Origin of the sequence: Actinophytocola glycyrrhizae (assembly GCF_042653545.1) — a bacterium.
Lineage (GTDB): Bacteria > Actinomycetota > Actinomycetes > Mycobacteriales > Pseudonocardiaceae > Actinophytocola > Actinophytocola glycyrrhizae.
This window is the reverse complement of the sequence record NZ_JBHSIS010000020.1, coordinates 562,616-576,086: the sequence shown is the minus strand read 5'-3', so window position 1 is coordinate 576,086 and position 13,471 is coordinate 562,616. Positions and strand designations below refer to the sequence as shown.

Sequence of the window (13,471 nt, the reverse complement as noted above, 5' to 3'; positions counted from 1 at the left end):
ACGGCGAGGTGGCCACCAAGGTCGCACAGGTTGCCTGCCGGCGGGGTCGAGCACGGACACTTCAGGACGAACCGAGCAACGTCGATAGGCCGGTCAGAGTCTGCCCGAGTAGTCCGATTCAGTGGCCACCGGTCGGCAGATGGCCGCCCCTCGCACCGGAGCACGGCACGGTGAGACACCAGAAGGATGCGCGCCGCACTGTCATTCCGTGAAGTCGGTGTGAGTGGGCGGTCGGTCGTCGTGTGCTGGTCGCGTCGGATCGGTTTTCGGTCGGGTGCGTTGCCTGGTTCCGGTTCGCGTTGTGGGTTGTCCTCGCCGGACGGGCAGGTCTCGGGGGTGGCGGAGGGGGAGGTTGGCTGCGGTTGGGTTCGGGTCTGCCTGCCATCCCGTCGACCTCCCAGGGGCTATCACACCGCGCCAAGGGGGCCGATTTCCGCATGTTGTGATTCGGGCTTCTGGCCCCCTTGACACGGCGTGATCGGGCTTCGCCAGGTCGACGGGATGGCAGGGAGCCCCTTTGGGGGTGGGCTTGCGCCACCGTCAGGGGTACTTTGGCAATGCCCTGCTCCGCAGGGCCCGTTCGCGGGCTGGGCGCTGCGCGCCCGGCTTTTGGTGCTGTGAAAGGCGCGTTGACGGCATTCGGGATGCCGTCAATGGGCCATTCACAGCACTCAGCGCCGTCAATGTGCCATTGACGGCACCGGTTGTGCCGTGAACGCGCCTTTCACCGCATCGCCCCGGGAGACCTGTCCGTCCGGCGAGGACGAACCCACAGGACCAGAACCGGTTCCGCGATGGTGTCGAATGACGGCGGACGCGTTCGTGGCCAAGGTGAGAGACCGGCGATGCGCCGGTCGCAGCTCACCGGAGGATCATGATGTCCGACACCACTACCGCTCCCGCGGTGGCCAAGGAGAACGTGAGCGCCACCCTGACCGTGGCCGCGACCGCCGCGCGGTTGTTCGAGGTGCTGGCCGACCCGACGACCCACGCCGCGATCGACGGCACCGGCTGGGTCCAGGAATCTCCCGACCGGGTACCGCTGACCGAGGCGGGGCAGATCTTCCGGATGGACATGCATCACCCCGACCACCCCGACGGTGACTACCAGGTCGTCAACAAGGTCGAGGTGCTCGACCCGCCTCATGCCATCGGCTGGCTGACGGGGCAGGAGAAGGACGACGGCCGGCTGGAGTTCGGCGGCTGGGTATGGCGGTACGACCTGGTGCCGCTCGGTCGGTCCGGGACCGAGGTCACGCTCACCTACGACTGGTCGGCCGTGCCGGGGTACATCCGGGAGTACCTCCAGTTCCCGCCGTTCGGCCCGAAGCATCTCGTCAACTCGCTGCACCACCTCGCCGCGCTCGCCGCACCGACGACCGGCGGCGGTGGGCCGACAACGGCCCACCGCCGCGGTGATCAGCCGACCACGGCGTAGGCGCGGACGAAGGTGTGGGTGACCGCGCTGCCGCCGGCCGCGGTGGCCTTGGCACGCAACGAGACGAACCCGGAACCGGGGTTGTCCACGGTCGCGAGCCAGCCGTCGCCGTCGGCCCGGACCGGGATCTCCTGCCAGGTCCGGCCGTCGTCGAACGACGCCTCGACCGACGTGAGCTCCTTGCCTGCCGGGGTGCCTTCGATCCGGACCGGGATCTCGGTGGTGGTCCCGGCCTCGGCACGGTTCATCGGGTCCAGCCCGCGTGGCACCAGCCGTACGGCGAGCAGTGGCAGGGCGGTCGCCTCCTCCGTCCGCGCGGACCGGAAGCGCCACTCGGTGTCCACTCTGTTGCCGGTGGCCCCGGCGGGGAAGGAGCCGGACCGGTCGGCGTGCACGGTGAGCGTGTACTCCCCGTCCTCCGGCGGCAGCTCGGCACCGAGGTTCAGGAACCGGTTGTAGGCGGCGCTGGCGATCTCCTCGCCGCGTGCGTCGCCGCGGGTGAGCGTCACCGTGCCGTTGGCGTGCGCGTTGCCCCAGTGGCCTCGCGTCGAGTCCGCGAAGTAGTCCATCGGCGAGTAGCTCAGGCCGTTCCCGTCACGGGTGGCGACCTTTTCGGGGTTCTGCAGCGAAGGCCCGATCACGCCGCCGTTCCACACCTCCTCCCGTTCGTCACCGGCCGCCAGGGTGATGTCGGGGCCGATGGTCGCGCTGCCACCGAAGTCCGCCGGGTACGGCGCGGTCATCGAGCGCCGCCACGTGTACCCCGCCGTGACGTACTGGTCGATCACCGCGGGTGTGGCGAAGTGGAACTGCGGAGTGGCGGTGTCCAGCCCCGGGACGAGTGGTCCCATGCCGAAGTAGGAGTACCACGGGATGTCGGTGTTGCCCGCTCGGTAGGTCGCCCTGATCTTGGCCATCTCGGCCCGGTCGGCCCGGACGGACGGGTCGTCCGGCACGCCGTCGGAGTTGTTCCGGACGACCTGGTAGGCGTACGGGGTCGGTTCGGTGTCCGCCTTGACCCAGACCGACTGGTGGAAGAACGTGAGCCCGTCGCGCTTGATCGGCAGCACGTAGGGAAGCTCCTCCGGGACGGAGCCCTCGTCCCAGTTGTAGCCGAGATAGCCGTAGCTGAAGTCGCTCTCGCCTGCCGGGAACTTGTAGACGATCCAGTGACCGCGGTGCTTGGCGTCCGGCTCACCGACGTCGACCCTGAGGTGCTTTGCCTGTCGCGCGTCGACGGTGACCGTCTGCGCCGCCCCGGCCACCTTGACGGTGGCGGAAGCGATGGTCAACGCGCTCGGCCCGTCGCCAGGGGTGAGGAGCTGGGTCTGCAGGTGCCAGTCCCCCGGCGGCAGCCGCAGGACCGCGGCCCCCTGGTTGGAGCGGGCCTGCACGAACTCCCCGGTGGCGAGGTTGTTGAAGGAGACCACGTTGCTCGTGGACGACGGCTTGCCGTCGCGGTCGATCAGGTCGACGGTGACCCGGTAGCGTTCGGTGTCCACGGTGACGGCGATCGCGGTGCGCAGCTTGGTCCGGCCGTCGCGTGAGGTGGCGGTGAGAGCACCGGTGTACGCGCCGGGCGGGACGTCGCCGTTGATGGTGACCGGCACCTCCCGATGGCGGCGCGGCGGCACGACCAGGTCCCGGTGTCGCACGTCGAGCAGCCTGCCGGGGGCCCGTCCGCCGTCCGCCGCGGTCAGTTCGGTCCGGAGCCGCAGGAAGACCGGCCGGTCCGTGTCGTTGTGGTAGGTGACCGTCCGGGTGACCCGCTGCCGGGGGCCGTGCGGCCACTCCAGGAACTCGGAGATGCTCCCGGTGTCCGAGCGGACTCCCCGGATCGCCCTGCCGAGGTCGACCCGGCCGGTTCCCTGGTCGTGCACGCCTGCGCCGTCCGTCGGCTCCGCGGTGCTCATCAGCGCGGCCTTCAGCTCGTCCGGCGACAGCGTCTCGCGCCGTGACTCGTACCGCTGTGCGAGCACGGCGGCCGCCCCCGCGACGTGCGGGGTCGCCATGGACGTGCCGCTGGCGGCCGTGTAGCTCTCGTCGGTGGGCTGCCCCATTTCGGTGCCCTCGGCGCGGGCCGCCACGATGGACACCCCCGGCGCGGTGATGTCCGGCTTGATCGCGTTGTCGTCCTGGCGCGGGCCGCGGGAGGAGAAGTCCGCGAGCTGGTCGGACCGGTCGACGGCCCCGACGGTCAGTGCCGCGTCGGCGGTTCCCGGCGAGTCGACACTGCCCGGCTGGTCGCCGTCGTTGCCAGCGGCCACGACGAACAGCGTCCCGGTCTCCTCGGTGAGCCGGTTGACGGCTTCCTCGATCGGGTCGGTGCCGGGACCGTCCGCGATACCGAGGCTCATGTTGACGATCTCCGCCCCGGTCTGCCTCGCGGCCCACTCCATGCCCTGCAGAACCCAGGACTCGGCGCCGGAGCCGCCGTCGTCGAGCACCTTGCCGACCGCGAGCCGGGCGCCGGGAGCCACGCCCCGGTACCGGCCCCCGGAGGCTTCGCCGGAGCCCGCGATGATCGACGCGACGTGCGTGCCGTGCCCGTGCCCGTCCGACGCCGAGGTGGTGCCGGTGAAGCTCTTCGCGGCGGTGACCGCGTTCCTGATGTCCGGGTGGCCGGGGTCGTACCCGGTGTCGAGGACGGCGACGGTCACGCCGCTGCCGTCGTAGCCGTGCCGCCACGCGGCGGGCGCCCCGATCTGCGCGGTGCTGCGGTCGAGACTCGCCTCGACCCTGCCGTCGAGCCAGACGCGGGAGATGCCGCTGCTGAGCGTGCTCGGGCCGGTCATGTCACGCCACGCGGTGGTGGCCGTGTCCTTGGGCACCCGCATCGCCGTCATCCCGAGACCCGCCAGCGGCCGGGCCGACTCGGTCGCCGCGATGCGCCTTCCCGCGTCCGCCTGCCGGACGATCAGGGGGATCTCGTTCGTCCCGGCGTCGTCGTAACCCCACTCGATCAGCTGGGTCACGTTGAAGAGCCGGGGATCCAGCCCACCGTCCACGACCATGGCCTCGACGTCCGACGGGAGGACGGACAGCTGCCCGTCGTGCCGCGTGGTCGAGAACCGCACCCCGTCGCGCCCCGGCCCTGGCTCGACGTCGATCTGGGCGCCGCCGCCGGGTCCGTTCGTGACGGTCACCACGTCGCCGGTCAGCAGGGTCACCGTGTCGGATGCCGGCGCCTCCTGCTGGTGCCGGGGAGCGGCCGAGATGGGTGCGCTCGTCGCTCCTACGGTTGTCGTGAGCGCCACGGCCGTGATGGCCGCCACGATCGCCAATGGCCGTCGCATTCGTCTCCCTTGCGCCTGTCCGGTGCCGAGGCCGGTCGTTGTCCGCGTTGTACTGTTCCTACTGGACAGTGGCGGGTGAGCGGAACGGCTATGTGATGGCGCGTTGTCGCCATGTCCAGTATCGGCCAGCAGCTAACCAGCCTCGCTCGAGGCGAGGCATTCGTCCTGGTCCGCCCGTGCCGTGGCGATACCGTCTGGCCACATCTGTTGGTGCGCCTCGGTTTCCGGGAGGTCGGCAGTGTTGTGGCCGACCTGCCGCAGTGTCGCTCGGACGATCGGGTTCCGCGAGTACGGCAGGAGCCGTCTGCGCATGGCGGCCACGGCGGCTTCCAGACGGGCGGAGGAGACGGCGGGATAGTCGGTGAGAAACCGCTGCCAGCTCGCGCACGCGGCGTCCAGCTGTCCCCGGCGCAGTTGCACTTCGGCCAGTCGATGGGTGGTCAGCATCCTGGACCGGCGGCCCGTGCCAGGCCGCAGCCGCAACGAGTCGCGCAGCGCGGTCTCGGCGCCCGCGAGGTCACCGAGGTCGGTGAGTACCCGGCCGGTGTGGTCGGCGAGGTCGGCCAGCTCCCCGTTCGCGCTCGCCGTGGCCGCGCCGTCGAGACACTTCTCGGCCTCGTGCAGGCAGGACATGGCCGCGCGCCGGTGGGCAACGGCACCGTGCGCGACGGCGGCCTGTCCCAGCAGCGCCGCCCTGGTCGCGGGCGAGGTCGCGGCACCGGCCTGGGCCACCGCGTGCTCGGCCATGCTGATGGCGTACTGATGATGGCCGAGGAAGCAGGCCTGCGCGCTCATCGAACGCAGGACGGTCGCGTGCGCGGTGGGATCGCCCGCCTCCACGGCGAGTCGCCGCGCCACCTGGAAGTAACGCTGCGCGAGACTGTGGTGCAGGCTGTCCAGGCACATGAGGCCGTCGAGGTGGGTCAGGACCGCCGCCTCCCCGAGCACCGCCCGTCTCATGGCCGTCCTGGTGTACAGCCAGGTGGGAAGGTCCACAGCGAGATAAGCGGTGAGCGCGGACCGGGCGTGCCCGCCCCCGAACAGCCCGAAGGCCGTGGCGAACGCGGTGGTCATCATCCTGATCGCGTCGAGCTGACCGTGGCCGGCGGGCACGGGCGAGCCGTCGCGGGAGGCCGGTGGCCCGAACATCACGGTCCAGTCCAGCTGGTAGGGCTGCCTGCGCAGGTCGCTCTGCCGGGTGGGGTCGAGGTCTGCCTTGGCCAGCAGCAGCAATGCCGAGGCGCCGTCCTCATCGGGGTGCGGCGGTGCCGCCGCCGAGGTGTCCCCGAGCCCGGCGTCCGCGACGAGAACGGGTCGTCCGAGCCGGCGCGACAGGGCCTCGGCGATGAAACCGCGAACCGGGGGCCGTGGGCGGCTGCCCGCCAGCCAGTGCGACACGGTGGTCCGGTCGTAGTGGAGGGCGACGCCGGCCTCCGCCCCCACCCGGTTGACCGCGCTCGCGAAGCTGTGGTTCGTCCAGCCCGCCTCCTCGATCAGCGCGCGCAACGCGACGTTGCGTTGTCGTCTCCGTGCTGTCACGACCACCTCGGCCCGCTCATCGGTCGACCGGGATCAGGCGCTGCGCGAGACCGCCGTCGACGGGCACCTCGACCGCGGTGGTGAACGTCGCGTCGAACGCCAGGAAGAGCGCGGCACGGGCCACCTCCTCGGCGGTTCCGACGCGGCCGAGCGGGGTGAGCGCCGCGCCGTGGGCTTCGAACCGCTCCCGGTACTCCGGGCTGGCGTTCCCCTCGCCCAGGGTGGGGGTCGCGATGAAGCCGGGGCTGACCACGTTGACCCGCACCTGCCTTGGCAGCAGTTCCACGGCCAGCACCTGGGCGAACGCCCGGAGCGCCGCCTTGGCGCCCGCGAAGGCGGCCAGCCCGGGAACCCCGGCGCCCGCTGCGGCGGTGAACAACACGGACCCGCCCACCGCGATCAGCGGCAGCAACCGCTGCACCGTGAAGAAGGCGCCCTTGGTGTTCACCGCGAAGGTCCTGTCATAGCCGGCCTCGGTGACCGTGCCGAACGGCGCCAGCTCCGAGAACCCGGCGTTGACGTGGACGTAGTCGACCTGCCCCAGTTCCTCCTCGACGAACGTGCCCAGCGCCTCGATGTCGGCCGGATCAGTGGCGTCCGAGCGGAGCACGTGCGCCCCACGCCCCAGCCCCCGCCGCGCGGCGTCGGCATTGTGCTCGTTGTTGCCGGTGAGGACCACTTCGGCGCCCCCATCGAGCAACGCCTTGACGATGGCCAGCCCCACACCGTGGGTGCCACCGACGATCACGGCCTTCCTGCCGCCGTACCTGTCCATGACTCTCCTTGTCCTCGTGCGACGAACGTCGCTCAGGTCGCCGGCTCACACGCGACCGCCTCCTGTCCGTCGGCGACCGGGCCGGCCCTGTCCCGCACGCTGAAGATCTCGAACACGTAGACGAAGGCGTAGTCGTCGAAATCCAGTGCGGCGCACAGTTCGTCGTCGCGTTCGAGCGTGTCGAGCAGTTCGGGGCCCGGCCGGTGGCGGGCGAAGCAGTTGCGGTAGCAGATGCGCGCGCCGGGGCGTGCCGTCCGGACGACCTCCGACATCAGGGTCGTGAACTGCCCGTGGTCGATGCAGCTGGTGACATCGGACAGGGAGAACTTGTCGAGGGACCTGTCGGGCAGGCCGCGCAGGTAGCCGGTCAGATCGGCGTGGACCGGGGTGACCAGGGTCGTCGCCGCGCGGATGGCCGTGACGTTCTCGCGCCGCAGGTAATGTGGCAGCACCTCCCGGTCCGGGTACCTGCCGTGGAACATGAACGAGACCCAGTCGTTGTCGCTCACCAGGTGGTTGGTGAGGGTGTGGTCGAGGCGGTCGAGCACGTACTCGCCACAGTGCCCCACGTCGACGACCACGTTGTAGGAGTGGTCGTTGAGCACGAGTCGCAGCGCTCGCTCGGAGAACCCGTTGCGGACCAGCGACCGCCACAGCGGACCGTCGATCCGCTGCCGGTAGACCGAGCGCTGGCGGTCCAGGTCCCGGGCGGCGAACAGCTCGCGGATCGCGGACCCGTACAACACGCGCAACACCGGTGCGACGATCCCGCGGTACAGCCGCTCATGGCGCCCGGCGAGGATCACACCGTTCCGGACCGCTCGCCGGTAGTGCCTGAAGTACCCGACGGCCCCGGGTGAGAGTGCCGGGACCAGTTCCTCGAACAACGCCAACCGGTCACTGGAATGGTCGACGCCGAGGAATTCGAGCAGGGTGTCGTAGGAGAAATGGCGGATCGCGGCGAGTTTCAGCTCCAGCAGGTGGTTCTGCCCGGCGGAGCTGTCCACGGACGTCACCGAGCGCGGGTTGTTCACCAGCAGGCTCAGCGTGCGGCAGGCGCTGCCGGTGACGCTGAGCACGTCGTCGCCCTCGGTGATGCCCATGGCCCGGGCCTCCGACCGGGAGTCCTCGTCACACGTGCTGTAGAGCAGCGGCCGGTGCCTCTTCTTCGAGCTCGTCATGGTCGTCCTGTTCGGCTGAGTACGGTTGCTGCCATCCCGGCCCGGATCGCGCCCGCGGCCTGAGCGGCCTGAGCGACCAGCGCGCCGACGTCGTTGGTGATCAACATCGCGCCGCGGGCGAGGTCGCCGACCAGGTGGATCCCGCGCACCGGCGCACCCGAGGCGTCCAGCGGTTCGAACGTGCCGACGTCGATGCGGGCCCCACCGAGCGGGTGGGCGGTGAGCAGGCCGTCGTCGAGCATGGCGGCCACCAGCGGCTGGGAACGCATGGCCGCGACGTCGGTACCCCCACCCGTCGCGTTGACCACCACGTCGACCTCCTGCCTGCCGTGGCCGGTCACCAGCTCGAACCTCCTGCCGAGCGGCCGCACCGAACGCAGTCCCGCGAGCACACCGAGCCGCCCGGAGTCCATGCCGGCCAGCACCCGCCGTGCGGTGGGCGGCGGCATGGGTGCGCCGTGCACGAGAATCGGGGTCATCCATCTCGTGAGGACCTCGTCGCGGTCGCGGTCGCCCAGTAGCTGCCATGCCAGTGCGCACAGCGGCCCGGCCGCGTTGAGCACCTGCTGCCAGCCGCGTTTGACGCCGGTGTCGACCTCGGCCAGATCGGCGGCCAGCATCCCCCGGGTGGTGGGACCGCCCGCGAGGATCCGCTCCCAGTCCGGCGGCGCCACGGAGGCGGCCTCGACGTCGGCCACCAGGGCCCGGCCGAAGTCGGCCAGTGACAGCGTGCCGGCCGCGACCGCCAGCTGTACGCACCGCTGCAGGTGCGGCACGGCGGCGGTGGTTTCGGCGCCACGGACCCTCGGCAGCCGACCGGAACGCGACGCCAACAGCACCCGGCCGGTGTGCCAGCGGGCGGCCAGGGTCAGGTGGACGTCGACCGCGGTGAGCCGCGTGCCGATCACCGCGACCGTCGCGCCCTTCGGCAGCGCGGGCAGTGGCCAGGCGTTGGCGAAGTAGGAGGGATGGCCGACGAGCTCGGGGTAGGGCTCGGATGCCGCCATCATGCCGAGGCAGGTGACCACACGGTCGGCGTCGAGCACCCTGCCACTGGCGCAGTGCACCTGGGTGCGGGCACCGTCCCGGCCGATCCGGACGGCGGAGTCGGACACCAGCTCGACCACGACTCCTGCCGCCCGCGCCTCGCGCACCGCGTGGTCGAAGACATCGCGCACATACCGGCCGTAGAGCGCGCGGGGCGGGAACTCGGGTGCGGGGTCCGACTCGGCCCGCGTGGTCAGCCAACGCTGGAACTCGTCGGGGTCGTCGCGGTTCAGGCTCGAATTCCCGGCTCTGGTGTTGAGCAGGTGGGTCGGCTCCGGGGTGCCGAACGCGAGCCGGGCGGCGCCGGGGTCCCGGTCGATCACCAGGTATCGCGCACCCGGGGGCAGTGCGGGCAGCAGGTGCCTCGCCAGTGCCGTTCCGGTCGGTCCTCGGCCGATCTGGACGACGACCGGTCCTGTGCTCTCGATGGTCATGGCGTCACGCGACGATCAGTGGCTCGCCGGCGACGAACCGGTCCAGTGGGTCCGCGACCGCGATCCGCGACGGCGGGTGGAAGGCGAGGGCACGGCACGCCGCGTACCGCTGCGCGGTCGATCCGATCATGAAACCGACACCGCCGAGCAGTTCGGTGGCCAGCGCCGACGTGCGTTCGACCGAGCGCTGCGCGGCGAACCGCACGTGCAGTGTGCGGGCCACGGTCGCCGGGTCGGCGGCGCCGCCGGTGATCTCGGCCGCCACCGCCTCGATCGCCGCCATGGCCGCCTCCAGCTCACCGACCAGCAGCGTCCGGTCGGAGCTGGTACCGCGGTGCGCGTCGAGCACCCGCCGCACCAGACCGCTCGCCATGCCGAGATAGCACGCCGAGACCAGCAGTTCGAAGACGAGCCAGACCGAGGACAGTGCGGCGTTGAGCTCCTCGGTCTGGCCGAAGAACGTCACGGCCTCCTCGGGTACGTCGACGTCGGTCAGCCTGACCTCGTTGGTCTCCGAGCCCGGGAAGACCAGCCCGTTGCCGAGCGGCAGCACCTCGATCCCGGGTGCCGACGCGGGAATCACCGCCAGCGCCAGCTCCCGTTCGTCCCCGGCACGCCGCGCGAGCAGCACGCTGGCGGTGAGGATGTCCATCGAGTTCGACAGGCTGCACGGTTTCTTGCTGCCGCTCAGCCGCCAGCCGCCATCGACACGTTCACCACGCACTGCCGGTTCCAGCACCGTGGTGCCCGGTCTGCCCTCGGCGAAGGCGGAGGCCATGAACAGACCGCCCTTGGCCACCGTTCTCAGCAGGTCCTCCGTCGTCGGGCCGGGTGGGATGGCGGCGACGGTGCAGGTGTGCATGTTGACCGCGATGGCCAGCGATGGCGAGTGCACGCCGAGCAGGCGGTGGATCCGCACGGCGTCCACAAGGGACGCGCCGAGCCCGCCGTCCTCCGCACCCACCATCAGCCCGGGGCCGCCAACGTCGCGGAAGATCGCGAGTCCCGGGCTCAGCCCCGACTCCAGGGTGTCCTGCGGCACCTCACCCAGCCTGGCGTCGAGCCCTGGCAGGTACCGTTCCGCTGTTTCGCGCTCACGCGCCATGAAACGCATTTGCAACCTCCACGATCAGACGACGAACAGTTCGTCGTCGAGCATTTCGTCAAGACACTTCTCGAAGGCGATCGCGACCTGGTCCAGGTCCTCGGCGGTGTGTGCGGCACTGATCAGGAACACGTGCAGCTCCGGCAGGTACACGTGGTGCTTGCGCATGTAGTACGACAGGGCGATCGTGGCCTTGAAGTTGCTGCCCGCCATGCGTTCCCGGTACAGCTTCGCCGCGCGGTGGCTGAAGGTGACGCTGAAGAAGGAGTTGCGGGCGTTGACGCGGCACGGGATGTCGCGTTGTTCGGCCGCCTTGCGCAGCCGTGCCGCCAGGAGCTGGGTGTTGTACTCCAGCCGAGGGTAGATCTCCTGGTGGTCGCGGAGGTGGCGCAGGGCGGCCAGGCCCGCGGCACAGGTCAGCGAGTTGCCGCTCAGGGTGCCGCCCGCGAAGACCTTGTTCTCGTAGTCGTGGAAGGGATCCTGCGAGCTCCTCGCCATGTCGATGAGGTACTCCCTGCCGACCACCGCGCCGCACGGCAGGCCACCGCCGATGACCTTGCCGAGACAGGTGAGGTCGGGGTGGACGCCGGCCAGCACCTGCGCACCGCCGTACGCCGCACGGAACCCGGTGACCACCTCGTCGAAGATCAGGGGAATGCCGAGCTCGGTGCAGATCCCGCGCAGCTCGGCGAGGAACTCCACTTCGAGCGCGACCACCGACGTCGGCATGGGCTCGAGCACCACGCAGGCCAGCTCGTCGGCGTGGTCGCGCAACCGGGCCAGCCCTTCGAGGTCGCCGTACTGCAACACCACCGTGTCGTCCACAATGGACGGATGGGTGCCCAGCGTGCCCGCGACCGGTTCCGGCTGGTCCCGGTCACCGCCGAACCGGAACCAGGAGCTGACCATCGCCTGGTCGGAGAACCCGTGGTAGTGGCCCTCCAGCTTCGCCACCCTGCTGCGCCGCCGGTAGCCGCGGCACATCCGGATGGCGAGCAGGGCCGCCTCGGTCCCGGAGTTGCACAGCACGGCCTTGTCCGCCGTCGGCAGCGCGTCGACGAGCAGCTCGGCCAGTTCTACCTCGGCCGTGTGGCCGATTCCGTTCACCAGGCCCCGCTCGGTGGCCGCGACGATCGCGGCGTTGATCGCGGGGTGTGCGTAGCCGAGGAGGTGCGGCCCGTATCCGCCGGACAGGTCGACGTACTCGTTGCCGTCGACGTCACGCACCCTGCCGTCGATGGCCTCGGCGACGAAGACGGGGAACGAGCTGGGAAAGAAGTACCTGTCGATGTGTGTCGGCGCGACGAGCGTGGTCGCGGCCCGGTCCCGCAGCCGGAGCGAGGAGGGCATCCGCTCGGTGAACGTTTCGGTGAACCGCGTTCGCACCTCGTCGTTCATGTACGGCGAGTACCGGTCGGTGAACTTGCGCGCGTTGGCCCAGATGTCGATCTCCGGGTCGATCTGTGACGCGAATCCCTCACAGGACAGGAAGACCAGCTCCACCTTCGTGAACTTGGTGGTGTACCGCGAGTCGTACCGGTGCAGGACGGCACTCACGTCGTTGAAGTAGGAGACCGTGGACCACTGGTTGGAGCAGGTGTCGAAATGGTGGCGCAGCACCTCGGTCAGCTCCGCGTCGCAGGCGGCGCGGTCGCGGTCGAGCCTTTCCGAAGCGACCACGAAGTACCGGACGAACCGGTCCACCGCGAGGTGCCACTCCTTGCGGGAACACGCGTAGTAGAACGACGACAGGCCCCACTTCTCGTCCTCGCTCAGCTCCACCGTCACGCCGTAGTCCAGCAGGACGAGCCCACCGTCCGGGGTGAACATGACGTTTCCCGGGTGGGGGTCGCCGTGGCTCTCCCCGTGCATGTACAGCATCGTGTAGATCGTGTCCTGCAGCCGCTGCGCCAGCCGCTCACGAGGAAACCCGACCTTGTCCGCGTGCTTTCCCGCGATCGCGTCCACGTACTCCATGACCAGCAGGCGCGACGTCACCAGGCCGCGCACCACCCCGGGCACCTTCACGTAGGGGTGCTTCGCGAAGTTGGCGCCGATGCGTTGCTGTGCCTCGGCTTCGCGGATCATGTCCGCCTGCGGGCGCAGCAGCCGCGCCACCTCGTCGAACCGCGCAGGCAGGTTCAGTTCGCGCGCCCTCGGCACCGCCAGGTGCACCAGCCGCAGCACCGCGGCGAGCGCGGCCAGGCTCTTCTCGATCTGCCCGGGTACCGCGTCCTTGACGACCTTCACCGCCACCCTGCGGCCGTCGAGCAGCTCGGCGACGTGGACCTGCGCCACCGACGCGCTGGCCACCGGGCTCGGATCGAAGCGGCGGAACGTCCGCTCCAGCGGCCCGCCCAGCTCGCGCTCGACGGCCCGGCGGGTCCTGGCCGGCGACATGTGCGGGGCCTGGTCCTGCAACGCCCGCAGGGTGGTGACCCATTCCGCGGGCAACAGGTCCGACCGGGTCGCGGCGATCTGGCCGATCTTCATGTAGATCGGGCCCATGCGGATCAGGAACGCGAGGACGACGTCGGCACGCCGTTGCTCTCGGCCGCCACCGCGGCCGAACATCGAGGTCACGGCGTACCGCGCGGCGCCCAGCGCGGCGCACGCGGCCGCCCTGGCGACATGTGTGATCATCGGCTAGCTCACT

General features: G+C 70.6%; 8 protein-coding genes. 1 reads left to right on the top strand and 7 read right to left on the bottom strand.

Annotated elements, in window-relative coordinates; translation table 11 throughout:
* Nucleotides 1–877 precede the first annotated feature (877 nt).
* The gene (locus tag ACFPCV_RS30865; protein ID WP_378059994.1) at nt 878–1,438 is read left to right on the top strand and encodes an SRPBCC family protein; all 561 of its coding nucleotides are present in this window, start codon (nt 878–880) and stop codon (nt 1,436–1,438) included.
* On the opposite strand, the gene ACFPCV_RS30860 is transcribed toward ACFPCV_RS30865, so the two are convergent.
* From ACFPCV_RS30860 to ACFPCV_RS30830, 7 genes are all read right to left on the bottom strand, one after another.
* Nucleotides 1,420–4,734, bottom strand: coding sequence for a S8 family peptidase (locus ACFPCV_RS30860; RefSeq protein WP_378059993.1), 3,315 nt, complete (start codon nt 4,732–4,734; stop codon nt 1,420–1,422). The two genes, ACFPCV_RS30865 and ACFPCV_RS30860, sit on opposite strands and share 19 nt — an antisense overlap.
* A gap of 132 nt (nt 4,735–4,866) precedes the next feature.
* Entirely contained in the window at nt 4,867–6,273 is a 1,407-nt protein-coding gene (locus tag ACFPCV_RS30855) for a tetratricopeptide repeat protein (protein WP_378059992.1), read from the bottom strand.
* A 16-nt stretch (nt 6,274–6,289) separates the two neighbouring features.
* Nucleotides 6,290–7,048: an SDR family oxidoreductase gene (locus ACFPCV_RS30850; RefSeq protein WP_378059990.1), complete on the bottom strand. Its 759-nt coding sequence runs from the start codon at nt 7,046–7,048 to the stop codon at nt 6,290–6,292.
* 32 nt (nt 7,049–7,080) lie between these two features.
* Nucleotides 7,081–8,229, bottom strand: a complete 1,149-nt coding sequence (locus ACFPCV_RS30845; RefSeq protein WP_378059988.1) for a DUF3419 family protein — start codon at nt 8,227–8,229, stop codon at nt 7,081–7,083.
* Nucleotides 8,226–9,710 carry an FAD/NAD(P)-binding protein gene (locus tag ACFPCV_RS30840; RefSeq protein WP_378059987.1) on the bottom strand — a complete coding sequence of 495 codons (1,485 nt, stop codon included), beginning with the start codon at nt 9,708–9,710 and terminating at the stop codon, nt 8,226–8,228. Before ACFPCV_RS30840 ends, ACFPCV_RS30845 begins: the two co-directional genes overlap by 4 nt.
* Nucleotides 9,711–9,714: 4 nt before the next feature.
* Entirely contained in the window at nt 9,715–10,824 is a 1,110-nt protein-coding gene (locus tag ACFPCV_RS30835) for an acyl-CoA dehydrogenase (protein WP_378059985.1), read from the bottom strand.
* Nucleotides 10,825–10,839: 15 nt separating this feature from the next.
* Nucleotides 10,840–13,458: an aminotransferase class III-fold pyridoxal phosphate-dependent enzyme gene (locus ACFPCV_RS30830; RefSeq protein ID WP_378059983.1), complete on the bottom strand. Its 2,619-nt coding sequence runs from the start codon at nt 13,456–13,458 to the stop codon at nt 10,840–10,842.
* Nucleotides 13,459–13,471: the final 13 nt, after the last annotated feature.